The 26,328-nt window shown below is 43.5% G+C and carries 19 protein-coding genes, 1 tRNA gene and 1 pseudogene; 14 read left to right on the top strand and 7 right to left on the bottom strand.

Going from position 1 to position 26,328, the window contains the following annotated elements; all coding sequences use genetic code 11:
* Positions 1 to 171 precede the first annotated feature (171 nt).
* The 8 genes from ACPK8D_RS07325 to pscS all read left to right on the top strand — a co-directional run bounded on the left by ACPK8D_RS07325 (position 172) and on the right by pscS (position 10,294).
* Positions 172 to 1,302 carry an FmdE family protein gene (locus ACPK8D_RS07325; protein ID WP_424717197.1) on the top strand — a complete coding sequence of 377 codons (1,131 nt, stop codon included), beginning with the start codon at positions 172 to 174 and terminating at the stop codon, positions 1,300 to 1,302.
* 189 nt (positions 1,303 to 1,491) lie between these two features.
* Entirely contained in the window at positions 1,492 to 4,629 is a 3,138-nt protein-coding gene (locus ACPK8D_RS07320) for a GTP-binding protein (protein ID WP_424717196.1), read from the top strand.
* 296 nt (positions 4,630 to 4,925) lie between these two features.
* Positions 4,926 to 5,498 (top strand): hypoxanthine/guanine phosphoribosyltransferase, encoded by a 573-nt coding sequence (gene hpt, locus ACPK8D_RS07315; protein WP_424717195.1) that lies wholly within the window; start codon positions 4,926 to 4,928, stop codon positions 5,496 to 5,498.
* Positions 5,499 to 6,500, top strand: a complete 1,002-nt coding sequence (dph2, locus tag ACPK8D_RS07310; RefSeq protein WP_424717194.1) for a diphthamide biosynthesis enzyme Dph2 — start codon at positions 5,499 to 5,501, stop codon at positions 6,498 to 6,500.
* Between the two features lie 95 nt (positions 6,501 to 6,595).
* Complete coding sequence (locus tag ACPK8D_RS07305) at positions 6,596 to 7,189, top strand: METTL5 family protein (protein WP_424717193.1); 594 nt, start codon at positions 6,596 to 6,598, stop codon at positions 7,187 to 7,189.
* 308 nt (positions 7,190 to 7,497) lie between these two features.
* Positions 7,498 to 8,469 (top strand): exosome complex RNA-binding protein Csl4, encoded by a 972-nt coding sequence (locus ACPK8D_RS07300; protein WP_424717192.1) that lies wholly within the window; start codon positions 7,498 to 7,500, stop codon positions 8,467 to 8,469.
* Between the two features lie 71 nt (positions 8,470 to 8,540).
* Positions 8,541 to 8,819 carry a DNA-directed RNA polymerase subunit L gene (locus ACPK8D_RS07295; protein ID WP_424717191.1) on the top strand — a complete coding sequence of 93 codons (279 nt, stop codon included), beginning with the start codon at positions 8,541 to 8,543 and terminating at the stop codon, positions 8,817 to 8,819.
* 314 nt (positions 8,820 to 9,133) lie between these two features.
* A complete protein-coding gene (gene pscS / locus ACPK8D_RS07290; protein ID WP_424717242.1) occupies positions 9,134 to 10,294 on the top strand; it encodes an O-phospho-L-seryl-tRNA:Cys-tRNA synthase in 1,161 nt (386 codons plus the stop codon).
* Between the two features lie 189 nt (positions 10,295 to 10,483).
* Here the strand turns inward: pscS and ACPK8D_RS07285 are convergent, their stop codons facing one another.
* Positions 10,484 to 10,822 (bottom strand): winged helix-turn-helix domain-containing protein, encoded by a 339-nt coding sequence (locus ACPK8D_RS07285; protein WP_424717190.1) that lies wholly within the window; start codon positions 10,820 to 10,822, stop codon positions 10,484 to 10,486.
* A 126-nt stretch (positions 10,823 to 10,948) separates the two neighbouring features.
* Here ACPK8D_RS07285 and ACPK8D_RS07280 point away from each other — a divergent pair, with 126 nt between their 5' ends.
* The gene (locus ACPK8D_RS07280; protein ID WP_424717189.1) at positions 10,949 to 11,509 is read left to right on the top strand and encodes a ferredoxin domain-containing protein; all 561 of its coding nucleotides are present in this window, start codon (positions 10,949 to 10,951) and stop codon (positions 11,507 to 11,509) included.
* A gap of 280 nt (positions 11,510 to 11,789) precedes the next feature.
* On the opposite strand, the gene ACPK8D_RS07275 is transcribed toward ACPK8D_RS07280, so the two are convergent.
* From ACPK8D_RS07275 to ACPK8D_RS07260, 4 genes and pseudogenes are all read right to left on the bottom strand, one after another.
* Positions 11,790 to 12,296 carry a hypothetical protein gene (locus ACPK8D_RS07275; RefSeq protein ID WP_424717188.1) on the bottom strand — a complete coding sequence of 169 codons (507 nt, stop codon included), beginning with the start codon at positions 12,294 to 12,296 and terminating at the stop codon, positions 11,790 to 11,792.
* Between the two features lie 667 nt (positions 12,297 to 12,963).
* The gene (locus ACPK8D_RS07270; protein WP_424717187.1) at positions 12,964 to 14,226 is read right to left on the bottom strand and encodes a diaminopimelate decarboxylase; all 1,263 of its coding nucleotides are present in this window, start codon (positions 14,224 to 14,226) and stop codon (positions 12,964 to 12,966) included.
* A 361-nt stretch (positions 14,227 to 14,587) separates the two neighbouring features.
* Positions 14,588 to 16,342 (bottom strand): DNA polymerase/3'-5' exonuclease PolX, encoded by a 1,755-nt coding sequence (gene polX / locus ACPK8D_RS07265; RefSeq protein ID WP_424717186.1) that lies wholly within the window; start codon positions 16,340 to 16,342, stop codon positions 14,588 to 14,590.
* 74 nt (positions 16,343 to 16,416) lie between these two features.
* Positions 16,417 to 18,030 (bottom strand): annotated as a pseudogene (locus tag ACPK8D_RS07260) (ATP-dependent DNA ligase); the annotation flags it as partial.
* Positions 18,031 to 18,378: 348 nt separating this feature from the next.
* On the opposite strand from ACPK8D_RS07260, the gene ACPK8D_RS07255 reads away from it, so the two are divergent.
* A tRNA-Gly gene (locus ACPK8D_RS07255) sits at positions 18,379 to 18,450 on the top strand.
* A 359-nt stretch (positions 18,451 to 18,809) separates the two neighbouring features.
* Here the strand turns inward: ACPK8D_RS07255 and ACPK8D_RS07250 are convergent.
* Positions 18,810 to 19,220 carry a PaaI family thioesterase gene (locus tag ACPK8D_RS07250; RefSeq protein WP_424717185.1) on the bottom strand — a complete coding sequence of 137 codons (411 nt, stop codon included), beginning with the start codon at positions 19,218 to 19,220 and terminating at the stop codon, positions 18,810 to 18,812.
* Between the two features lie 265 nt (positions 19,221 to 19,485).
* On the opposite strand from ACPK8D_RS07250, the gene ACPK8D_RS07245 reads away from it, so the two are divergent.
* The 4 genes from ACPK8D_RS07245 (at position 19,486) to ACPK8D_RS07230 (ending at position 25,400) form a co-directional block, all read left to right on the top strand.
* Complete coding sequence (locus ACPK8D_RS07245) at positions 19,486 to 20,166, top strand: alpha/beta hydrolase family protein (protein ID WP_424717184.1); 681 nt, start codon at positions 19,486 to 19,488, stop codon at positions 20,164 to 20,166.
* Positions 20,167 to 20,448: 282 nt separating this feature from the next.
* Positions 20,449 to 21,471 (top strand): hypothetical protein, encoded by a 1,023-nt coding sequence (locus ACPK8D_RS07240; protein WP_424717183.1) that lies wholly within the window; start codon positions 20,449 to 20,451, stop codon positions 21,469 to 21,471.
* Positions 21,472 to 22,043: 572 nt separating this feature from the next.
* On the top strand, positions 22,044 to 24,359 hold the full coding sequence (locus tag ACPK8D_RS07235) for a plastocyanin/azurin family copper-binding protein (protein WP_424717182.1): 2,316 nt from the start codon (positions 22,044 to 22,046) through the stop codon (positions 24,357 to 24,359).
* 276 nt (positions 24,360 to 24,635) lie between these two features.
* Positions 24,636 to 25,400, top strand: a complete 765-nt coding sequence (locus tag ACPK8D_RS07230; protein ID WP_424717181.1) for a potassium channel family protein — start codon at positions 24,636 to 24,638, stop codon at positions 25,398 to 25,400.
* Positions 25,401 to 25,641: 241 nt separating this feature from the next.
* Here ACPK8D_RS07230 and ACPK8D_RS07225 read toward each other — a convergent pair whose 3' ends face one another.
* Positions 25,642 to 26,292: a ferric reductase-like transmembrane domain-containing protein gene (locus ACPK8D_RS07225; RefSeq protein WP_424717180.1), complete on the bottom strand. Its 651-nt coding sequence runs from the start codon at positions 26,290 to 26,292 to the stop codon at positions 25,642 to 25,644.
* Positions 26,293 to 26,328 lie beyond the last annotated feature (36 nt).

Here is a 26,328-nt window from a genome sequence, read left to right as displayed (position 1 = left end):
AATGTTAACAAAATCCGAAAGTTTTATGTAACACTTTTTCTATTGTTTGTAATACTAAAAAATACTTGAAATAAATTTCGTCATACATATTAGGCGTTATTTTCTATTAAGTGTTATTTTTAAGGTCAGGCTATGAAGAAATCTGATTTAATGAGTAGTAGAGGAAAAAGCATGATTGGAACAGGCGTGATAAATATACAAAGAATTAAAGCGAAATTTATCTGTCTTTTTTTCCTGACAGCACTCGTTTTTTCCCTCGGGTCTATCCCTGGGATGGCAGCTGAAGGTAGTAACTCGAATTTGATGGCTCAGGTCTTTGATGCAGCCGAAGCAGATCTTGGAGGTATCGGATCGGATGACACACTTATTATTACGGATATAGGGTCTCCTGCGGAATCTTATATTTTCCTGGACGATTTCTACTCGGAGTTTTATGGCAGGGATCTCCTGTACACAAAGAATCTTCTTGTAGTCCAGAACGCAAGGAACAGTCCTCTCTGGTTCGCATTCTTCGATAAATCCAGCGGCAAATGCACTTTTATCGAGGTTTCTTATGAAAGCAAAAATCAGATTAGCTACAAGGTAACGGAAAACATAGATTTTGATCTGCTTTCAAAAAGCCCGGAATCGAGAGCTGCCTGGAATGAAAAGGTAAATGCAACGGTATTTGACGGGCGCGAGTTTGCCATTCTTACGATTTCAAACGGTTGGGCTACCGGGAAGCTCGACTATGAACTTATGCAGTGTCTGGAACTCCATAACCACTTCTGTCCCGGAGTTTCCAGCGGTTTTGTGCTTGCAAACTGGATGGAAGAAAATTATTCACTTAAAGAAGGAGTAAGTTATACGGTTTTCTCCTGCCCTAACTGGTGCAAGGAAGATGTTTTCGTAAAGCGCTGGGATGCAACTCCAGGAAAAGGAGGAGTCTGGATGTCCGCACTGACAGATGATGAAAAAGAAGCAATTGGTAACTCTCCAGCAGGCATCTTCGTGGTTGCGGATAAAAATGCCGGAACTATGAAGGCCGTGGTGCTCGGGTTTGACTTTAATATTGTCAATGCGGAATGCGGGGCAAAAGCCGATGATCCTGCCTGGGTCTCGAAATATTTAGCTGATCTCTGGCTTATGGACAGGGAAAACTGGGATACAGAGTGTCTTGTTTCGGTGATTTCAGTAATGGATATTGACGAAGCTACCCTGAATGAAATGAAGCAGGCAGATACTAACCCGTATGTAATTCTCGGGTTGCTTAATCCGGCAGGGAATGTCAATCCCTCGAAAAATGGAATTACTGGAGTCTGAGAACTTATAGGCAAATCTAAAGCTTGAATAGACCTTGATGAATTTGATTGAAAGCTATTGAAGTTTTTTACCTGCCTTCACCTTTTTTACCTTTTTTTTTCCTTAATTTCATAGAAGGCTGTTATCTAGTAAATTCTATCTTTGATTATTTTGGAAACGTTAATAAAATGCCAAGAGAATCGTATACATATGATCGATGACTCCGTTGAAAAATGGCAACATGTCGATGATAAAGTAAGAAAAAACCTTCCTCTCGGTGTAAAACTCGTGCACACTCTTCGAGGTCACACGGGCCCTATTGGGCGTATCGCGTGGTCACCCGATGGGAGGATGTTGGCATCGCCGTCGGGAGATAAAACAATTAGATTATGGAATGTCGAGTCCGAGGAATGTCTAAACACGTTAAGGGAACATACCGACTGGATTACAAGTGTAGCCTTTGATCCGACTGGCTGCACCCTAGCAAGTGGAGGGTTCGACAAAGTTGTCAAGTTATGGCAGGTTGATGGCGTCCATTGCGTTCAGACGTTAGAAGGCCATGAAGATTACATATGGGCGGTCGCATTTGATCCAGATGGACGGTTAGCTTCAGCCAGCACTGACAAAACTATCAAAATTTGGCAGCCAGATAAAAGCCAGTTGCTTCAGACGTTGGAAGGTCATAAGGAACGTGTATGGGGGACCACCTTTAGCCCTATGGACCGCACTCTAGCAAGTGTAAGTGATGATAGGTCAATAAGACTGTGGGATGTAGAAAAGAGTAGCCAGTCCGTTAAGTTTGGGACTCAAAGAAACATTTACTTTTGCGTTAACTTTGATTCTCACAGCAAAATGTTAGCCGCAAGTAGTGGCAACGTTATCGAGCTTTGGGAGTCAAATAATGGCCGCCTGATCCGAACCTTGGAAGGGCACACTGGATCTATAAATTGTGTTATGTTTTCGTCGGATGGAAAACTTCTAGCTTCGAAAGGTAACTGTGAAGACAATACAATCCGTATTTGGAGCAGCGGCAATGGAACCTGCTTAGCAATAATTTCAGAAATGGCGTCAGAATGGGGTCTTTGTGGCTTAGCCTTTCACCCATATCTTCCAATTCTCGCCACAGTTGGTTCGGACCCTGGAACTCAAAAGAGCAAACGAGATAGAGTGATTCATATATGGCAACTGGATCTCGACGTTCTTTTAGGTCAATCCGCTGTGCCGACGGTAACTTACACAAGTGCAAAGATTGTGCTGGTAGGAGATTCTGGGGTCGGTAAAACGGGACTAGGCTGGAGGCTGGCTCATGGAGAGTTCAAGGAGCATTCCTCCACACATGGGCAGCAGTTCTGGTTGCTGAATCAGCTATGCAAGCAACGGGGTGACGGCGCGCAATGTGAAGCAGTATTGTGGGATCTCGCTGGACAGCCTGATTACAGGCTCATTCACACGTTGTTTCTTGACGATGCGGACTTGGCGCTCGTGCTTTTTGATCCCACTCGTAGTGACGATCCCTTGAGTGGTGTTGAATTCTGGCTAAAACAATTGAAAGTTGAGGCTCAGCCTTCCAGTGGAACACCTGCCGCTTTGATAGCCACGCGATCCGATCGTGGCACTCCACGGCTAACAAAAGAAGAGCTGGATGCTTTTTGCAAACAGAGGGGAATCAAGGCCTACCTGCTCACCAGTGCAAAATTGGGTGAAGGAATTGATGAATTGGTCCAAGAGATGCAGAGTCTGATTCCTTGGGATACCAAACCGGCAACTGTCACCACAGAGACCTTCAAGAGGATCAAGGACTTCGTCCTCGATCTGAAAGAGAACAATCGCCGTCGGAAGATGATTCTTACACCAAAGGAACTTCGTCAACGCTTGGAAAAGATGGATCGTAAGTGGAAGTTTAGCGACGGTGAGATGCGGACTGCAGTGGGGCATCTTGAGAATCACGGGTATGTGAAGTGGCTGAAGACCTCGAAGGGAGAATCCCGTATCCTGCTTGCGCCGGAGTTGCTTAACAACTTGGCGGCTTCTTTTGTGCTAGAAGCCCGCAGGAATCAAGAAGGGCTCGGTTCACTTGAAGAAAAACGACTGCTTTCGGGTGAATACAAGTTTCCCGAACTGGAGAAACTCACTAAGGCTGAGCAGGATATCCTTCTAGATTCAGGAGCAGTCTTATTCCTTGAGCACAATGTTTGTTTCCGTGAGACCAATCCGCTGAATAATCATGCATATCTCGTTTTCCCTGAACTTATCAATATGAAGAAGCCTCTGATAGGAGACAATACTCATCTTGAAGATGGTGTGGCCTACACGGTGAGTGGTGCCGTGGAAAATGTGTATGCTTCGCTGGTGGTTCTAATGGGTTACACACAGACCTTTACTCGCACAAACCATTGGCAAAATCACGCTCGTTACGAGGTGGGGAAAGGCCTTGTATGCGGCTTCCGTCTGGAAGAAGAACGCGCTGGAGAACTGGATTTCGTTCTGTATTTCGGTACGAACACCCCCGCCCCAGTTCGGACGCTTTTCCAGAGTCTCTTTGAAAACTTCTTGGCCCGCCGCAATCTTACAGTAAGACGTTATGAGCCAGTTGTATGCGCGAAGGGGCACACTCTTAATCGTGCAGTGGTCCGACAAAAAATGGCTAGCGGAGCTAAGTTTACTTTCTGCAATGACTGTGGGGAAAAAATAGTGCTCCCGAAAGCTGATCAGCCGATTCAACTCACCAAGAGACAGGCGGAAGAAGTGGAAGCAAACCGCCGTGCAGCGGATCAGCGATCTCGGTTTGAGCAGGTGCTCTTCCGCCTGAAATCGTATGTGACGGATCAAGAAATCGTCTCACTGGAATGCTTCATTAGCTATGCATGGGGCAATCCAGACCAAGAACTTTGGGTGGAGCGTAGTCTGGCTAAGGATTTGCAGAAGGCAGGTATCATGGTGGTGCTGGATCGATGGGAAAACGCGCGCATCGGTGCCAGTGTACCAAGGTTTGTGGAGAGTGTTGGGAAGACTGACCGGGTTCTTGTTGTAGGTACACCTCTATACAGGAAGAAATATGATAACAGTGAGCCGATGAGGGGTTTTGTCGTCGCAGCTGAAGGAGATTTAATTGGCAAACGGATGATCGGTACTGAAACCGAAAAGGAAAGTGTGCTGCCTGTCCTTCTGGAAGGTACTGATAAGTCAGCTTTTCCGATCTTATTGCAGGGCAGGGTCTATGCAGACTTTCGCAAAAGTGAGGCCTACTTCGATGAGTTATTAAAGCTTCTCCTAAGCCTTTACCAGATCAAGCTCAATGATCCGGTTGCTACAGAATTACGTGAGTCACTGCTGGGTCAAAGGGATTAATGAATCCCTTAATTTTGCTATTCTTAATTCCCTTCACGCCTATCCTTAAACTTATTAACACTGAGATAACTATTTATTATAAATTTCCTGCACCCTGAATATTAATGAGCTGGAACCGGAAAACCAAAGCTATATCAAGTACTTTGATGTTTTCCTGAAATCGACTTATCTTTCCCGGCAGCTGGTTTGTATTCCTACATCATAGCTTCGGGAAACAATATACTTGAGGGAGCAGGCTTAATTTCAGAACTTCTTACTTCCCGGAATATCGCAACAGCCAAAAAAGAGTTAATACTATGCTTGAAAGACTGAAAACCTCACTCATTAATTCTCCTGTGATCAAGCGAGGAGAATACAATTACTTTATCCATCCTATCTCTGATGGTGTACCATCCATAGACCCCCATATGGTTGAAGAGATCGCCGAATATATTCTCCAGATTACCGATATTAAAAAAATTGACACTATTGTTACCATAGAGGCTATGGGTATTCCTGTGGCAAATGCCCTCTCACTGAAAACCGGGATTCCATTGACCATTGTTCGGAAGCGTCCCTACTACCTTGAAGGAGAGGTGGAACTCTCTCAGAGCACAGGGTATTCGAAAGGGGTTCTCTACATAAACGGGCTTAAAAAAGGGGACAGAATAATTATCGTGGATGACGTAATTAGCACTGGCGGGACACTGATAGCACTCGTAAAAGCCCTGAAAACTATGGGTGTAGAGGTTCTGGATGTCATTTCCGTTATCGGGCGTGGAGCCGGTTATTTACAAATAAAGGAGCTCGGGGTTGAGCCCAAAATTCTCGTTACAATCGACGTGAGCGAGAAAGGCGTGGAGATTAAGAATGTCTTTGGGGACGAGTGAATGGGGACGAGTGAAGCGTTTGACTTGAGGCCTGACTATATTATCAGTGTAATAAATAAACTGGGGGCGAAAACCGTAGGTTTCCAGTTTCCTGAAGGGCTCAAAAGAAAAGGCCCGGAGCTCGCAAAAAAGGTTGAAGAGGCTACCTGCGCCGAAATTATTATCTCCGGAGACCCCTGTTTTGGGGCGTGTGATCTGGATAGGACTTTGCTCGAGCAGGTTGAGATTCTTTTCCACTTCGGGCATGCCGAGCTGGAAGATACGAAACTTTCCGAGAAGGTCTATTTCATAGAAACACGTTCTGCAGTTGACATTCGGCCTGTTGTTGAAAAGGCTGTCTCTGAACTTAAAGGGCAGGTTATAGGGCTGATCACTACTGTCCAGCATGTCCATAAGCTCCCTGAAGCCTGCAATGTTCTCAATGCTAATGGAAAGACCTGCGTAATCGGGCGCGGAGATTCAAGGCTTGCATATCCGGGCCAGGTACTCGGCTGCAATTTTTCAGCAGCAAGGGACGAGGTCTGTGACGAGTACCTCTATATCGGAACCGGGGATTTCCATCCCTTAGGTGTGGCCCTTTCCACAAAAAAGCGTGTTCTTGCAGCCGATCCGTTTTCCGGGGAAGTTCGCGAGGTGGATCCTTCAAAAATCCTTCGCCAGCGGAGTGCGGTAATTGCAAAGTCCCTGGATGCGGAGGTTTTCGGGATAATCGTCTCAAGCAAAAACGGACAGGAAAGAATGGAACTGGCCTCTTCTTTGAAAGCGCTTGCGAAAAAGCATGGAAAAGAGGCACACCTTATCCTGATTGATCTTGTAACTCCGGATCAGCTTCTCCAGTTCAAGGTGGATGCTTTCGTGAATACTGCCTGCCCGAGGCTTGCAATCGATGAGGTCGGGCGTTTTCCCTCACCCATGCTTACGCCCCAGGAATTTGAGATCGTGCTTGGAGAACGGGAATGGGAAAACCTTGTGCTCGATGAAATTACCGAGGAACCGGTATAATTTTTTACTCCCTGTCGTGACACATATAAATTAAGTACTTAAATATATAAATAAAGAATTAAAATATAAGTAAATAAGGAATTAAAGTCGATGAAATGAAACAAAGAAAACTTGAGATGCTGCTTGAAGAATTGGAAAACTTCTCCGATCCCGAACTGGAACTGGAACAGTACCAGACTCCTCCTCTTCTGGCTGCGGAGATTCTTCACTTTGCTTATATGCAGGGAGATCTTGACGACTCGGTGCAGGATCTGGGCTGCGGTACCGGAATCCTTGCAATCGGGGCGAAGCTTCTGGGAGCCAGAAAGGTTGTGGGATATGATACGGATCAAAAAGCCCTTGAGATCGCAAAAAGAAATGCCAGAAAACTCGGAGTTGAAGTCGAGTTCGTATTATCGGATATTTCCGACATTACAGAGCACGTAAAAACCACGGTTATGAATCCTCCTTTCGGGGCAAGAGTGAAAGGCAGGGACAGGCCTTTTCTTTCGTCAGCATTAAGAACAAGTGAAGTGATATATTCAATTCACAACCGCGGAAGCCTTGCTTTTATCCAAAAGTTCATTAAGCCTGCGGTCATTACACATTCGTACGTTGCGAAATTCCCTATAAAACGAATCTTCGATTTCCATAAAAAAGAAAGAGAGGTTATTGAGGTCGAAATCTACAGGATTACGGTCTCCGGATAATCCAGACGCAGTACCGTTTAAGGCATCGGTTTTTATAGCGCCAGTGTCAGGGATTTACCTCAAAAGGCGAACGATAACACTGCTTATAATAAATATGCCTGTGTATTATCGAACTATACGGTATGTCACTAGGGACAAAAAATGGCAGATATACGAACGCAATAATCTATCCCCTCTTCTGAGGTTGATTATCTGTCGATTGAATGGTTGCCAGTATTTGATTTGATGGTTGCCAGCATTCTATATTAGTGACAGTTGCTGCGATTACGATTTATACTGACTATTAACGATAATTCAAATGAGGGATTATGATTAGAATCCGAAAAAGTAAAACTACGAGAAAGAAATTGACTGGCCCGAGCGAAGGAAAGCCAGTTGCCGAAAAGGCAGCTCAAATCGCTTCAGAAAGCAGGGACCAATTCAAAGGCCAGTCCAGAGATCAGTTTAAGGCCCAGCCCAGGGAACAATCCAGGGAACAGGTTAAAAGTCAATCCAGGGAGCAGTCCAGAGACCAGTTTAAAGGCCAGCCCAGGGACCAGTTTAGGGGGCAGTCCAGGGACCAGTTTAAAGGTCAGTCCAGGGAACAATCCAAGGATCAGTTCAGGGGAGACCAGGGGAAGAAAAGAAGGTTCCCTTATTCGAAAAAAGCTCCCAGGGAAAGGACGGATATGTCTGAGTCCAGAATCCCCTCTGAACCCGCGACACCGGAAGAAGAGCTTGAAAAAGGAGGCTTTGTTCTCCCTGGAGAACTCGTTGGAACTACAGAGGAGTTCAAGCCCGGAGAAGGAACGACCGTTTCTGCCGGAGATATTTACTCTACAGCTACCGGAAACGTTATTATTGACAGAAAAGCAAGAATAGTCTCGGTCAGGCCAAGCACGCTCACCCCGAATATCCTTAAAGTAGGGGACATTGTGTATGGAAAGATAATTGACGTACGCGAGTCCGGGGCGATGGTAGAAGTTGCAGGAATTGAAGGCAAAGAAGACCGGGAAATCGTCAACGTGAGGACTGGAGACGTCCACGTATCAAATGTACGGGACTCTTACGTTAAGAGACTTTCAGACGAATTCAGGCCCTCTGATATAATCCGGGCCAGAGTTATCGACGCTGAGAGAATGCGCCTGACAACGGCTGGAGATTCCCTCGGAGTTGTAAAAGCCTACTGCTCAAATTGCAGAGGAGAACTTGTGCTTGAAGGGAAAAAGCTTAAATGCCCGGTCTGCAATATGACTGAAACCCGCAAAATCTCAACCGAGTACGGGAAAGGAATCCAGTAATTTCTTTCTTCCTGCAGGTATGGGTTTCTGCACAATAAAATATATTACTCACCATTCACAGGTGATCACCAATGGAACTGAACATTCTTTCCAAAACAGACAACGAGCTTGAAGTCGAGCTCAAAGGCGAGACACATACCCTTCTCAATATGCTTAAGGACCTCCTGATAAGGGACGAGAGGGTTGAGGTTGCCTTCTATGATATGAAATATGTGAGCATAAGTGAGCCGATTCTTTACATCAAGACCTATGGTGCAAATCCTATTGAGGTCCTAAAGGAAGCTGCTTCGAAAATAATTGCTCAATGCGACGAGTTTACCGATGTCTTTAGCAAGGCAGTAAACGCCTGAAATCCTGAAAAAAATGACTGCATAACGTCTTATTAAAGGCGTTTTGCTCTCCTTTTCCGGCCAGGCCGGAACTTTCCAGTAGGGGGCTCCTGATAGTATTTCGTGAGCTTCTGCTATATCTTTAAAGCTGAAGGATTTCTGGAATACTTTTTTATGAATTCTGTGCGTATCCGGGATAAGTAAGAAATCTCAAATGAGGTATCTATCCGGAAGTATTAACTGGATACAATATACCTATTCTTTTTAGTTTAAGGATCGCATCTGCAACTTAAAAATCATAAATTAACCTAATTAAGATTGAGGTATGAATGAAAATGAAACTTGACGACTCATCCCTTCAGAAGTTTGGTTTTATAAAAAGAGAAACCCTGGGCAGCATAAATATCGACCCTCTTCAGACAGGCGGGCTTTTGACCGGGGCTGCAAAACAGGCTCTTGTAGAATGGGGAGACGGGTATTCTGTATGTGATTTCTGTGGAGGGGTTCTGGATCTGATAAAAAAACCTCCGATTCATGATTTCGTACACCAGGCCCTTCCCGAGTTCCTTGGCTGTGACGAGGCGCGGGTCACAAACGGGGCACGGGAGTCCAAGTTTGCTGTCATGCATTCTATCGGAAAGCCAGGTGACTGGATCGTGCTCGATGGCCTTGCGCATTATTCTTCTTATGTTGCAGCCGAAAGAGCAGGCCTCAATGTCAAAGCAGTACCGCATTCAGGCAGCCCCGATTATTACCTTGATCCTGAAGGATATGCCACGTCAATCGAAGAGGTCACGAAGGAAAGTGGAAAACCGCCTGTCCTTGCACTTGTAACATATCCGGATGGAAGCTATGGAAACCTGCCCGATGCAGGAAAGATAGCGTCTGTATGCCATGAATACAATGTCCCGCTTCTCCTGAATGGTGCATACGCAGTCGGAAGAATGCCAGTATCTGCAAAAGAAATCGGTGCCGACTTCATTGTAGGCAGCGGTCATAAATCAATGGCTGCATCAGGGCCTGTCGGAGTGCTAGGGGTAAGTGAAGAGTATGCTCCTGTAGTATTCAGGAAATCCAGACACAACAAGGTAAAAGAAGTTGAGTTTCTGGGATGCACGGCAAGGGGCGCTACGGTTATGACTCTCATTGCTTCTTTCCCGGATGTGGTAAAGCGTGTTCGCAACTGGGACCAGGAGGTCGAAAATGCCCGCTGGTTCTCGGCAAGGCTTGAGGAAATGGGCTTTATCCAGCGCGGGCAGAAACCTCATTCTCATGACCTGATGTTCTTCGAAGCCCCACGTTTCTATGAGATCTCTGAGAAAGTCAAGAACGGAAGATACTTCCTCTACAGGGAACTCAAGGAACGCAATATTCATGGCATAAAATCCGGGCTCACCAAATATTTCAAACTCAGCACCTTTGGTCTTGGAAGAGAGAAACTTGAAACTGTCATGGATTCCTTTGAAGATATCCTGAAAAAATATGAGGGAATTTAAAGTTGTTTAATCCGGAAATCTTTGACGTCTTGGAGAATTCGACCCGGGTTTACAATCCCGGTTCTGAATCTCCAATTATTTTCTCAGGCAGATAAATTCAAAGATTTCGGAACAAAAATGTGAATATAAAAATGTGAAAAATATATCTCCTGAATCATCTCCATATTTATTTGCTGCTTCCAGGCACTTTTACTTTTTCAGCTCTACATTTTCCACGTACCCTTCTCCCCTCGGGGTCAGGACATAATATGTAACTCCTTCGCTCTCCTCTTTTCCAATACAGAGGGTACTTTCCAGCATATTGAGGTTGTAACTTGCCTGGTAATCTGTGAGCTTGAACTGGACTTTGATTTCTTCCAGTGACTTCTTATGCTCTACCAGGGCTTTAAGAATATTTCTGCGGACCGGATTTTGCAGGGCATTAAGACAGGACTTGTGGTCTTCGGTCATATCCTCTTTCATCCTGCCTTCCTTTTTCATCTTTGCAACCCATTCTGTTTTTCTTTTTGCGGCTTCCTCGGGAGTCATATCTGATCATTGATATCTCTGCCTGAGTATCTAAATAAGTTTGTGAAAAGCAAGAACCGTAAACGAAGACTGTAAAATCACCCCAGCTGGTTTAGTTATAAATAATATTGTTTTCAACTTCCTGCCATGAAACAGAATCCCGAACTTGAATCCGTTGAACTGCTTGCAAAAATAATTCTTACTGCTGCCCGGACAGCCCCAAAAGGAAAAGGCATTGACGACATTATAACCTGCCTTCTGTCTCAGGAAGAAAAAGCTGAGCTTGCTGATGAGATGGAAGAATTAAGCGAAATCAAGGGCCTGAAGTTCCTTCTTCGGGACGCCGGAAATGTCAGGGACGCTGATACAATCGCCCTTATAGGGCTGAAAGCTTCCGGCGTAAGCAACCTGGACTGCGGAGCCTGCGGGTTTGCAACCTGTAAGGAAATGCTTGAACACGGAAAGGTGCAGAAAGAATTTCTTGGCCCCCAGTGCATGATCAAGTACCTTGACCTTGGAATTGCGGTGGGCTCGGCAGCAGCAAAAGCAAAGGACCTCTGTGTCGACAACCGCATCCTTTATTCCGCAGGCGCTGCGGCGTGCTATTTCAAAATTATAGATGCGGATGTGGCTATGGGACTTCCGTTAAGCGTTACAGGAAAAAATATCTTTTTTGACCGGGAGTCTGCCCGAAGAGAAAAGTCCTGAAGGAAACAGAAAAAGCTTTCAGGGCCGGAGTTTGTAAATGCCCCGGCTCTGGAATTAAATTTGTTCTTCGGACTGTTTTAGGGGATTGGATTTTCCAGTAGATATAATCTTTTCAGATCGAACCCTCAGGGAACAAGGATTCTAGTTTTAGTGGGTTTAGCACTAACGGGTTTAGCACTCAACACAATTTTTTTCTCTATCTGGCGACTTCATTCCGTTTTTATTACATCACGAGATGAGTTCCCCGGAGTAAACACGGTTCTGTGAAGTCTTTATCGATTTATCTCCGGCCACTTTGTCCGCCTTTTATCTGTGTTACCTTGGCGTCGTAACTAGCTATGAAGTGGTTTCCACCTGCAATGTCTCCTGCAGCTCTAAATTTCAGAAACTTCAAGTTAGGGTCTTTAAGGTTTAATCCATTTAACAGGTCGGTTTTCGCATATATCAGAACCAGTTCTTGGTCACTGCCATCTTTTTCTGCATCGGTTATCTCATACCGATCATATTCTGCGACTCCGATATAATTCACAGTCCCCTGATTATCCTCTACTTCAAGGGTGATGGTATCAGGCAGAAGATTTTCTGCGGTGTAGGGGCAGCCTACATATGCGTCTTCCACATGGAAAACTACTGACATCCATTTGGAATTACTTCCGACTACAATATTTTCCGGTGAAACAGAAAGCCCCAGTTCCACTGTATCCTGTGCAGACGCAGCAGGTGCAAACATGGCTATTAAAGCCAGTAGAGTTACAAAAGAAATTAATATATTGCGTCTAGTAAACATTTCCTCCTCCCTCTTAATTTCCTTATATTATAATTGCATAATTATTTTTATTTTTTTCGTAAAAATGGCTCCTCCCAACAATTATATTTTTGGAACTTATATTTCTAAATAAATGTACTTGCCCGATAACAGATGCAATTTTTTTATTAGAATTGCTACTTTTTCTTACTAAAACTTTTAGTTAATTAACACTGGCAATTCCAGGGATTTGGCGTTTTTCTATTAAGCACACAATCTTTTTGAGTGAAAATGTAAGGTTAAAGTAGCACATTAATAGTAGAGTTTTCGCTATAACTGTCTAAAGTTTATTTGCTTCCCTCAAAATTACTTGATTCCTGCAACGGCGCTCCACTTTCAAGCAAGATTATTTACGACTATTTGGCCCTTATCGCTAAGCATCCGGTTTTTGGTCATGCGGTGCAACTCTCTACTCTGCGGAACTAAAGTGAGTTCCTGTTTATTTCATTTAGCCATTATATTCTGGAACACTGAAATTAATTCTGTTCCGGTTGCGGCAGAGAAAACGGACTTTTTATCATGTAACGTCCTGAAATACGAAGAGTCTGGTAATTTAAGGAGAAGAATGGTTTAGTAGTTATGTGAATAAAAAGGTAAATAAAAAAGCAAGTAAAACAGGAAAAATTCGGAGTGCAGAGCCTTATTGGACTTACCTGAACTCCTTCAACTGCTCAAAATCGAGGGTTGCAAAGTAATCCTCAATAGTTTCGGCTCTCCTGATCTGCATAACGCTTCCGTCCTTCCTGAGAAGGAGTTCGGCAGAACGGAGTTTTCCGTTATAATTGAAACCCATAGCGTGCCCATGCGCGCCTGCATCGTGAATTGCAAGGATATCCCCTATCTCGATTTCTGGAAGCGGCCTGTCGATTGCGAATTTGTCATTGTTTTCGCACAGGGAGCCGGTTACGTCATACTCGCGGACAGGGGATGCGTTTTCCTTTCCGAGCACGGTTATATGATGATAGGCTCCGTAAATGCCCGGACGCATCAGGTTGGCCATACAGGAGTCCATCCCAACATAATCCTTATAGGTATGTTTGAGATGCCTTACCTGGGAAATCAGGTATCCATAGGGGCCTGTGATCACACGGCCGCATTCCAGGAAGACTTTTAGCGGATAAAGTCCGTTAGCCGTGATTGTGGCTTCGTAAGCTTCTTTGACACCTTTTGCCACGGCTTCGAAGGAAACAGGTTCCTCCTCAGGCCTGTAGGGGATGCCTATGCCTCCACCGAGGTTTACAAACTCGAACTTTACGTTGAGTTCCTTTGAGATTTCAACTATGAGTTCGAAAAGGATTCTTGCGGTTTCCACAAAGTAATCAGGATTTAATTCGTTTGAGGCCACCATTGTGTGCATTCCGAAACGCTCTACTCCCCTGTCCCTGAGTATGCGATAGCCTTCAAACATCTGTTCCCGGGTAAAACCATACTTCGCCTCTTCCGGCTTTCCTATAATGGCATTTCCTCCTTTAAGGGGGCCGGGATTGTACCTGAAGCAGACAATTTCCGGAAGTCCGGCATGCCTCTCAAGGTAGTCAATATGGCTTATATCATCAAGGTTTACGTATGCTCCAAGCTCCTTTGCCTTTATGAACTCATCAGAGGGAGTATCGTTTGAGCTGAACATTATGTCTTTCCCGGTCATTCCGGCTTTTTCAGCAAGAATTAACTCAGGCAAAGAACTGCAATCCGCACCGAAACCCTCTTCTTTGAGGATTTTAAGAATAAAGGGGTTTGGAAGGGCTTTTACGGCAAAAAACTCTTTAAAGCCGGGAACTTCCCTGAAGGCTGCTTTCATTTTCCGCGCATTTTCCAGAATGGCTTTTTCGTCGTAGATATGAAAAGGGGTGGGATACTTTTTCATTATTTCCAGAATATCCTCTTTGGTGAAGGGAAGATCCTTTGAAACCATATTATTACCTTTTTCTGCTTTTTGTTTAATCGATTTTGTATCAATTTGAACTTTTACTCCTTTATTAGTCTTTCTGCCGGAATTCCGCTTCGGGATCACAGAAAATCTCTGATTTTCTGGGAGTTGCGATGCGATCACAACAGCACGGTGTCCTTTTCGCTTCGCTCAAGAGGGCTGGATTATGGTCAAGAAAAACTGAGTTGAACTCACTCAGGGGTTAATTTATCTGAATTTTGTTATGGGTCAGGTGGCACAGCCCTTTTTTTATAATGGCTTGCCCGCAAGCTTTTTATGAAAAGACTTGATTGAAAACCCCTGGAAGCGGCGTGATCAACCGGCGCACTTTTGCGGCACAATCCGGTCACGGCCTGGGTTTTCTGAAAACTTCTTTAAGCCTGGAGTAGGGGTAGGTGTTTACCACGTCTTCTTTTTCTAGCCAGCCGCGACGTGCCTGTCCTATACCGTACCGCATGAAGGTAAGGCCTGTGGTAGAGTGGCTGTCGGTGGAGATACAGAATTTAAGTCCAAAGGTTTTTGCGCGCAGGATGAGTTCATCATTGAGGTCAAGCCTTGTGGGCTGGCTGTTGATCTCAATCACTTTTCTGTTTGCAGCCGCGGCTTCAAAAACTTTTTCAAAATTAACGGCATAAGGCTCCCTCTTCCCAAGCAGCCTGCCTGATGGATGACCAAGGATATCAAGATACCTGTTCTCCAGAGCTGTGACAATCCTTTCGGTCATTTTCTTTTCAGGGAATGCAAAACCGGAATGTACAGACCCCACGACAACATCAAGTTCTTTGAGGACTTCATCCGGGTAGTCCAGGCTTCCATCTTTCAGGATATCAACCTCCGACCCTTTGAGAATTTTTATCCTGAATCGTTTTGAGAGTTTGTCGATTTCTTCCCATTGGGCTTTTAATCTTTCGATCTCCAGGCCATTGGCAACTTTCTGAGAACGGGAATGATCGGTTACTGCAATGTATTCATAACCAAGGGCTTCCGCTCTTCCTATCATTGTTTTCAGACTATCTTTTCCTTCACTGTAGTGTGTATGCATGTGGAGATCTCCCCTGAGATCGCCTGCTTCTATCAGTTTGGGCAGGGCATTTTTTGCAGCGGCTTTAATTTCTCCCCTGTTTTCCCGAAGTTCGGGCGGGATGTATGCAAGGCCAAGTTTTTCATAAATCTCTTCTTCACTGCTTCCTGTAATTTGTTTTCCTGACTCTTTTAAATACAGCCCGTATTCCGAAAGCTTGTAACCTTTTTTAATGGCAATATTCCTGAGTTCTATATTGTGCTCCTTTGAGCCCGTGAAATACTGAAGAGCTGCTCCGTAACTTTCAGGTGGGACTACTCTCAGGTCAATAGCGGTCCCTTCTCTTAGAATTACGCTGCTTTTTGTGCTGCCTTTTACGATAACCTGATCGACATCGGGAAGGGAGACAAAACAGTCCATAACCTTCAAGGCCTCTCCTTTTTCGGCTTCTGCCAGGATATCGATATCCCCGATTGTTTCTTTCAACCTGCGAAGCGAACCTGTGTAAATTATCTTAGAGAGCTCGATTTTAGAGTTTGTATTATCACATCGGGCTTTTAAAGCGGATATAACCTCTTCTGCAAGTGGAAGTGCCTTTCCGAGAGCTATCCGGGTGTGGCTTTTCTCATACTGCTCAATTGCCCTTGCCAGATTCTCCTCACTTTTCTCCCCGAATCCTTCGAGTCTCCTGAGCCTGTGAGCAGTGATTGCGTTTTTAAGGTCTGAAAGCGTCCTTATTCCAAGGGTGTCGGCAAGCTTTTTCATTTTCTTAGCCCCAAGCCCCCGGATTTCCATCAGCTCCGCAGTGCCTGAAGGGGCTTTACCTTTAAGCTTTTCAAATTTCTCCACCTTGCCTGTTTCCAGATACTCAGCAATGTGGTCGGCAATGGATTCCCCAATTCCTGGAATTTCGGTCAACCCGGCTTTCCCTTCCCTGGCATAAATACTTTCTACATCTTGCCCGAGGTTTTCTATCATCTGGGCTGCTTTCCGATAAGCCCGTGGTTTCCACTCAACCTGCTGGTATTCAAGAATATCGGCAGCTTCGTAAAATAACTCGGCAACTTCGCGATTTCTCAATTGCTTCCTCCTGCCCCTTATATTTTACTTTCCCTGTCATTCTTCGGTTTCTGTCTCTCGTTTCCGCATAAATCTTAAACGCCCACGCCTTCCTTCAAATTCCTAACTTCTCTGACTGTAGTGATATCATAAGGCCCTTTATCGTACCTTATGCGTAGAAAGCGAGGAAAGCGCAGAGCAAGTCCTGTATTTCCTTCTCCCTGTCCGGCAGTATGCCCGGGGCTTTCCGTGATTTCCATGCCAAGCACTTCAATAACCACAGCAGGCTCTATGAAAATATCCGGAAACATTCTATTTTTTACGAGTACATTTTTCGGGACTTCGGTGATAATATGCCCTGAAAGCAGGCTGTCGATTTCTCTTGCATCTTCTTCTGTGAACCCTGTCCCTACTTTTGTAAAAGTTTCAAAACGCTGCTCCTCTTCGTTGAGAACTGCACAGAGGAGAGCTCCAAATGATCCTTTCCTTTTTCCCCGCCCGTAATATCTTCCTATGACTACGAGGTCAAAGGTCTCCCTCATTCCTTCTGCATATTCTTCTTTCCATTTGAGCCAGAGCCAGCTCCTTTTTCCAGCCTCGTAAACCGAATTGTTATCCATAGATTTGATTATAATTCCTTCAAGCCTCTTTTCCAGAGTCTCGTTGAAAAAATCCTCGATCTCTTCAAGATTGTCAGTAACAATTCTTCTAGCCAGGCGAATCACTCTAGATTCCTTTATATGCTCTTCGAGAAGAGCCCTTCTTTTCGGGTAAGACTCTTTCAGGAGGGAGTTCCCTTCCAGGTACAGGATATCGAAAAAGAATACGGCAACAGGGCAGATTTCAGTATATTTTTGAACCTCATACTTTCTGCGCCTCTGCATCAGTCTCTGGAACGAATAGAATTCTCCAGTAGAGTCGCCGGCTTCCCTGCCTTCAACGTATGCAATGATCTCTCCGTCAAGTACTATTTTATCCGCGTGAACGCCTTTCCTGACAGCTTCTACAAGATCAGGGTACTGGGCAGTTATGTCTTCAAGCCTTCGAGAAAAGGCTTTAATCTCGTCTCCGTCTTTATGGATCTGTACCCTCTCTCCATCATATTTTTCTTCGGCTGCTTTTTTTCCGGAAATTCTCTTTTCAAGCTCTTCGAAAGTTTCCACGCGCTGAGCGAGCATTGACCTGACAGGCCGGCCCAGTTTTATGGAAAAGCGCCCAAGAGCTCTCGGTCCATGTTCTGCAAGGGATTCTGCAAGCTCTCCGATATCAGTGCAGACGCTATAGCTTTCCTTGATCTTCGCGGTATATTTTTTATCCCCTGTAAAAGCAATAGAAAATGCCTCAAGCAGAAACTGGTCCCCAAACCCTAGCCTGAGCTTTCCAAGTACAATCCTGACTATGTATTTCCCCTCTTCCGGGCTGGCTCGCTGCAAGATGTTGGAAAGCAGTCCGGTTTTTTCCTCCTGGCTTCCTTTTCCTGAAGTTTCTTTCATCTCTCTGAGCCTTCCGAATACTTCATCAATTGTCAGCGATTTTTCTTCTCCCCTGTTTAATTCAAATGCCACATCCCCGAGGTCCCCTGTCATTGAATATCTTTTTTTAACTTCCTCTTCGGAAACTCCGTATGCCCCGGCAATAGCTTTTAAAGCAAGCTTATCCCCTACTCCCAGTGTCGTATTCTCAAAGGCAGGCCCTATGCTCCCGAGAAAGAGGTATGCGCTATCCTTTACCTCCTTTCCTTCGAGCTCCTAGAAAAAATTAGCAATTTTCCTGACGATTTCCTTATGAGATGTTATCTTCTCAAGCTCCTCAAAAATCTCCGCAAGCTCTATGAACCGAGCCATTGCCCTCTCCCCGAAAAAACGCTTTGAAATTTTTCTCTACACTATTATTCTATTCCCAGGTCTTTATCGCTTTGCACCCTCAAATTTCAGAAATAGAATTTTACCTCTCGCTCCCATAAAACAGCTTCCCGCCGTCCCCTCCTTATTACCGAAACCTTTAATATCTAAAAGATGCATGAGAAGAATAACACAGCACTTCTTTACATCCTTTACGCGACTGTGGTTTAGTGGCTATGACCTGAGCTTCCCAAGCTTAGAACCCGGGTTCGAATCCCGGCAGTCGCATTGAAAATCCTTTTAAACCTTTTTTAAATTGACTCTGTTTTAAATTGATTTTCTTTTAAATTAATCTCTTTTAATTAACTCTCTTTTAAGCTTAAAGTCTATTTTAAACTAAGATTTTGTTTTAAATTTAAATTCTGTTTACAATGCGGTGTGTTATTATATTTCTGATGGTTACATTTCAGAACGATTTTAAAGAGGTTTTAGCAGAAAACCTTCTGGAAGTTCACTTTTCCGGCCGATTTTCTACTTAGACATCTTCCATTATATTTTCTACTTAGACATCTCCCATTATACTTTCTACTTAGCTATCTGCTATCAGGTACTTTTTACCACACCTGCTGAGACATATCCTGTTGAATTCAATTGTGAGTAAGGTCATCAAGTGAAATCTTTTTCCTGTAGCCCATACCCTGAAATATTGCTACGAGGTCTCCTTTATCATCAGTTATGTTTACAGTATATGTTGAGATTTTGGGATTTATTGATGTTTCTTTTGCTTCGGCTGTGACAGTTTTGCCTGTTGCGGCTTTTACGAAAGAGATGTTTGCATTGATAGCCACAGCAACCGTGCCGTATGCATTTGATGCTGCAGCAAAAGCAAGGTCTGCAAGGGTAAATAATGCACCTCCCTGGACGGTTTTCAGGGCATTAAGGTGTTTTTCTTCTATATTCATTATGGCTTTTGCATACCCTGGAGAGACTTCCAGAAGTTCGATTCCTGAAATTGCAGCAAAATTATCGTTCTTAAAAAATTCCTTAATATTTTCCATGTAATAACTCCGGTTATTATCAGTAAAGTCGTGCTTTATTCTTCATATTTTTAATTAAAGTTATGTTTTTTATTGCGCCTGTAAATACGTTCCTTTGATCTCTTCGTCCTGGGGATGACCATATTCTTGCCCTGAACATTCCCGGTAAAAAGATTTTAAAGCCGTAATAAACATTTAAAACCTTTATTGCGGCTCTTTTGTCATGTTACCAAATAATTTAGCGTACCCGTAAACGCCTAATAAGCAGGAGTTTTAGATTACATCTATGCAGGGCACAAAGAAGACTGAAATCACGGAAGAGCCGCTGGAAGTTGCTATTCTTGATTTAAAAAGAGAAACCAGAGACTCATTTGAACTGGTTAAAATATATACCAGCCGTGGAAGGATTGATTGTCACTATTACAGGGCAGAAAAGGCCGATAAAGGGGTAATTCTGGTCGGGGGAATTGGAGGCGGTTTCGATACTCCTGCCGAGGACTTATATCCTCGTTTATGTGCCGATTTAAAGGAAGCCGGAATAAGTTCGCTAAGAGTAAGTTTCAGGTATCCTACGGACCTGACTGAGGCTGTAGTAGATGTGCTTGTAGGGCTTGGGTTTTTAAAAGCTGAGAATCTCAGGGGCTTTGGACTTATAGGGCACTCTTTTGGAGGTGCAGTTGTCGTTCAGGCTGCATTTAACGACAGGAGTGTGAAAACCGTAGTTACGCTAGCCACCCAGAGCTATGGAATCAGTCCGATCTCTCTTCTTCCTGAGAGCACATCAGTACTTTTAATTCATGGTGAAGCAGATGAAACCTTACCTCCGCGCAGTTCGGTATATGCGTATAATATGGCACACGAGCCTAAAAGAATCAAAATATACGAAAGCGCGGGACACGGTTTGAAAGAGGTATCAGACGAGGTTTATGCTGAGGTACGAAACTGGATCGTGGACAACTTAAAATAAGTGTTAAATATACTTTTTCATGGAAGCTTTTGAACTGATATTGCTTAATATCTATTACATCAGACATAGTAAATATGTAATAGATATCCACTTTTAAAATAGATATCCACTTTTAAAATGCCAGCTGATTCTTAAAACCTGACTACTCCTTATAGTTAATAGAGATTAATTATTTATAAGCTGATTCTTTATTATTATGATAATTATATTAAATTATTTTTTATTTTATTAGGAAATGCATGTAGTCGACTCAAAGGTCGAACTCGCATATGGGGGTAAAGAATGAAACTGAAATTGGTAATTTCTCTGTTAGCGCTATGCTTAACTTTGTCCATCACATCCGTGCAAGCACAGGGTAATGCGATCGGAGACATGGATGAAATAAATGTAATCATGACCGGAAACATTAGTGAAACCGTTACATGCAACATAACCGGAGATGCGTTTATAGTCGAAGAAAAGGATAATATGACCGACAATATGACCGACAACATGACCGGCATGAACAACGTCTCTGAAGGCATGGAACTTGATGTGACCGGAAAGATAATTTTAATCAGAGATCTGGGCAATATGACTGAAAAAGCGGTTATGATCGGAAGAATGGATAATATGCCCGGAAGCGTAGTTCTCTTTGGAAAGACAGAAAACATGACTGGCATGGATAACATGACTGGCACGGATAACATGACTGAAGGCATGGACAACATGACTGAAGGCATGGACAACATGACTGAAAGCATGGACAACATGACTGAAAGCATGAATAACATGACTGTAGTCCTGATTGGAGACATGACTGGAACTATCACGCTCAACCCGACCGAAACCACGGAGAACATGACCGAAAGCATGGAAAACATGACTGTACTCATGGCTGGAAGTATGACCGGAAATATAACAGGTGATATGACCAGAAAGATGATTATAATCAAAAACATGGGTGACATGACCGAAATGGCTGAAACAATGAGTAATATGACCGGAATGGTTGAAGATACAGATACCATGACCGAACCCATGGAGTGTAATCTGACCGGAAAGATGGTTATAATCAGAAATGTGGATTACATGATCGGAACGGCTGAGAAAATGGACAAAGAACTGGCTGATTTGATCACAATGGATGGAAATAAGGCTATGATCGGGGACATTACTGACATTTCCGAGATGGACGAAGGCACTGATGAAAGCATGTATAACATAACCGGAAAGGTGGCTGTAATCAGGAGCATGGATGACACGATTGAAATCATGACTAAGAATGTTACCTGTGATATAAATCAAACTACAGCTATGGCCTAAATTGAAAACGTGACCTGAGATACGGATAACGTGATCTGAAGCATACTATAGTCATTGATCGGTAAAGTGTTACGTAAAGTGAAGTCTGGATTAAGAAACAGTAATCAACTATGTTGATTACAGAATTCGGTTTAAAAGTAGAGGCTGCAGGCCTGTAAATGGTTTACAGCTCTCTACTTTTTCCAGCTATTTCTGCAACTATCGTTTTATCTACCTGTTTTCCTTTGAATGTCTAAAATCAATCTTTAATCTACTCTGATTCTGTTCTTACTGAATATTCAGGGCTAAATAATTCTCCAATTAGGAACGAACAATTTTTAAGAAGTGCTGCTTATATGCAAGCTTCGGGCAAGCTCTGAGTCATTTCTTTATGAATGTAATAAAAATCTAAGAGATTTATACTTCTAAAAAGCCTCACGATTATGAAAACCAGACTAGTTGCTGTAGTTAATATAGATTAAGTATTTATAAGTCGACCAATTATTATTTAATTGCTTTATATTAAATTGTTTTTATTTTATTAACTATATTCAATTAGTTCAATTGACCTGATTCGCAATGGGGGGTAAAGAATGAAAATAAAGTTAATAGTTTCTCTGTTAGTAATCTGCCTGGCTTTCTCATTTGGACCAGCACAGGCACAGATGGGGGAAAATAATGAATCCCAACAGAGAGACACGACAGGGGAAATGTGTACACTTGAAAATGTAGATAAAACTATCAACGTTAGCCAGGAAACCGGCGAAGATGTTAAATGGATTCTTCCAGGCCCGAGGAAACTCGATCCGCAGATTTTCGGGACTCCAGACATGCCTCTGGGACTTGAGCCGGAAATTGGTGTGCCAGTAGAAAACAGGTCTGTGAGTGGGGACGAATTTACCACAACATCGGTGCCAACACCGTACTCAGATAATTTTACGCGTATTAACGGTTCTTTCACCATGAATTTGACAGACAACACTCCTGTGGATGTAAATGAATCCGAAGATATGGCTGAAGCCGAATTCAACTTCACGGATCCTACAGGTGAAATCCGTTACAGGGTTGTCCTGACAAATATTACCCGCATTGGGCAGTTCCATCCGGTTTTTGGCGGTGTGGTTGTTGATGGAATCGCTCATGGGAAGACTGGAATAGACACACGCCTGGAGCCGACATCTTATTTATATGGAGCTTTCTGGGGTGTTGGGTCGCTTTACATAAATGATACTCTTGTCAGCGACAACAGGGTCATACATGCTATGGCAACAGAGCGTATCAGGAGTCCTGACCAGCAGGGTTACAGACTGCTCCTTGATAACGAACTGCCTCACAGGGGCATACAGGCTCATCTAGTGCTGCCTGAGAAGGTGATGGCTGATAACGGAACAATGCAGGATCAGCCAGTTCTCACCAATTACACTCTGCCAGACGGCGAGAACCAGACCTTCATCCATGTAATATTTGACGATCCTCAGCTCGAAGGTCTTGAGATCCTTGATTTCGACAACACGACCGCAGCCATGGACGAAAATATGACAGAGAATATGACTGGTAATATGACTGAGGATATAACCGGTAATATAACTCAGACCCAGACTGGAAACCTTACCCAGACCCAGACCGCAAACCTGACTCAGACTCAGACCGCAAACCTTACCCAAACCCAGGCTGCGAACATGACTGAAACCCAGACTGGATACATGGGCCGTGATGATTCTGGAACCATGGACAACAGGACTGGTATGGATAACAGGACTGGTATGGATAACATGACCGGTATGGACAACATGACCGGCATGAAGGCGTGTTATTTTGCCGTAGCCATAAAGTGTTATGTACCCGAAGAAGTAGGTAACCTGACGGGCATGGGCAATATGACTGGTATGGACAACAGGACTGGCATGGACAACAGGACTGGTATGGACAACAGGACTGGTATGGATAATATGACGGGCACGGAGAGGTGTTACCTTCTCGGAGCTATGAGGTGTTATACGCCCGAAGCCATGGAGAACATGAAAGGCATGGATAACAGGACTGAAATGGATAACATGACCGGTACGGACAACAGGACTGGTATGGATAACATGACTGAAACTAAGGCCTGTTATTTATCCGGAATCATGAAATGTTATATGCTCGAAGCCACGAACATGACTGGTATGGACAACATGACAGGCATGGACAACAGGACAGGTATGTATAACATGACTGAAACTAAGGCCTGTTATTTATCCGGAATCATGAAATGTTATATGCCCGATACTGCGAACATGACTGGAGCGGATAACACAACGGATATGGAGAAATGTTATCTTATCGGAGCTATGAACTGTTACAAGCCCGAAGGCATGAATAATAAGACAGGCATGAATAACACGACTGAAACGTATAACATGACGGCCGTGGAGAAATGTTATCTTATCGGAGCCATGAACTGTTATACACCCGAAGCCATGAAGAACATAACAGGCATGGGCAATATGACTGAAATGGATAACATGACCGGTACAGATAACACGACTGAAATGGATGATACGCCAGGAATGAAGACCTGTTATTTAGTCGGAATCATGAAATGCTATATGCCCGAAACCATGAATATGACAGGCATGGATAACATGTCTGATATGGATGGAATGGAGGCTGCAGGCGGAAAGACTGTCGAGGTGTCAATGGACGATTTCGCCTTTAATCCCGAATCAGTTACAATATCAACAGGTGATACTGTAAGGTGGACCAACCTCGATTCAGTTCCACACACGGCAACAGGTTCGACTTTCGATTCCGGCACACTCCAGGAAGGAGAATCATATGAGTTCCAGTTTACTGAAGCAGGCACATATGAATATTATTGCTCGATTCATCCTTCCATGCAGGGGACTGTAATAGTTAAGGAGAAGTGAAGTCTTTAAGGAGAAGTGAAGTTTTGGTTTAGAGCGGACTGAGTGAATACCTGGTCTGCTCAAAACATTTCATTTTATAAGATTTTATTTTATAATGAATAGTCTTTCAAAAAGGTTCTCTTTTTGAGACCTTTGAATCATTTTTTTTGCTTTAATTGATTTAACAAAGATAGCTATAAGTGCTCAGAAACCTAACAATATTTATCTAATCTTTCTTTTAAAAGCAGGACTGCACTCACCTGACAACCTGAATAAATTTTGGTGAGACATAGAGATATGGATAAAAAGCAATTAAAAGATGAAAGGGCAGAGTTACTTTCCCAGATTAACGATCTTTTCGATTTTCCTTTAACTTTGCTATCACTCTTATGGCTGGTTCTTATTATTGTCGATTTTGTATACGGCCTCTCATCTTCTTTGCAAACATTAAGTCTGGTTATCTGGGGGATATTTATAATCGATTTTTTTATCGAACTGTACATTTCTCCGATAAAAAAGGATTATCTAAAGGATAACTGGCTTGTTGCTTTTTCCCTTTTTTTGCCTGCACTGAGGGTTTTAAAGCTATTTCGCGGATTCAGGCTGGTCAGGTTTGCAAATTCTATCCGATCTCTTAATCTGGCCCGAATCCTTTCCTCTTTTAATCGAAGCTTAAGAACAGTCAGGCAGGTAATGAGGAAGCGGGGCTTTAGATACGTTCTGTTGCTTACAGCTCTGATTACTTTTCTTGGAGCAGCAGGAATGTACAATTTTGAGCGCCCGGGGCTTACTTCTTATTGGGATGCTTTGTGGTGGACAGCCATGATTATGACTACAATAGGAAGTGCTTACTGGCCAGTTACCCCCGAGGGGAGAGTACTGGCTTTTTCATTATCGGTTTATGCTTTTTCAATTTTCGGGTACATAACCGCAGCCCTGGCGAGTCTGCTTATCGGCAAAGATAAAGAAGAAATCTCTTCAAAAGAGATTGAAGAACTGCGCAGCGAGGTACAGCGTCTTTCCAGTGAAATTAACAGGCTCCCGGAAAAGGAAAAAAAGTAAATTTACTAAAATTTCCGATAGTTTTTGCTACTGGCTCTCACCACGTTAAAGATGAATAGGTTTTCGTATTCTGTGTTAATATTTCAAAAAGGTTGAGGGAAAAGCCAGCAGCGATATAAGTACACCTGTTGAGCCTGCTATTACCGAACGTTCGGTCTATCCAGGCAATATAATGTAATTTTTATATTTTTTTTGCTTTTACTACGTTGAATATGCGGCTTCGTTCCGGAGTTTCAGTTGTTCATCTCTTTTTTTGCCCTGATGCCGATCTTTTATGTATAAATATAGCTATCACAGTAACCGCCATTGCAAGTGCAAATATTCTCATTATACTTAATCTGAAGTCGTCGCCTAACATCAGGGCATGTATTGAGACAAGTAAGAAGGCCAGGTAATTGAGGTAATGAACTTCCCTCCAGTTTTTGTATTTCTTCCTGTATAACGCAACTCCGGCAGCCAGAAGGAACAGATAAAGAGCCGGACGACCTGCCAATCCAATGAAAACATTTGTCGGAGAAATTGGCGAAAAAATCTGAACTCCTCGCCCCTGTAATACAAAAGTCAGTGGGTGAATAAGGATTAGCAATATTGCAATTCTCGCCAGATTATGGTGAGCTTTCATAAAAGGAAGTCCTGATATTTTTTTCATTTTAGCCATATATTCGGATGTAACTATTGCAAGGAATATGGTCAGGTAGCCGAAAGTTCCTGCAAACCGGCGTATCATTCCAACAGGTTCTTCAGGGTCCTGCAGAATAATATATGTTATAAACGCGATTATGAGTAGAATTATACCGTAGATCGGGTAAAAGCGCTTATTCGAGACTCCTTTGCCTGAACTGTCCTTACCTGTGCTCTGACCTGTATATTTTCCCGCTTTATCCTTACCCAAGATAATCCCCCAGAGATCAATCTCAATATTCTTTCC

The sequence above is a fragment of the Methanosarcina sp. genome (assembly GCF_049706645.1).
Lineage (GTDB): Archaea > Halobacteriota > Methanosarcinia > Methanosarcinales > Methanosarcinaceae > Methanosarcina.
The sequence above is the reverse complement of the archived record's forward strand: the minus strand, read 5'-3'. Positions and strand labels throughout refer to the sequence as shown.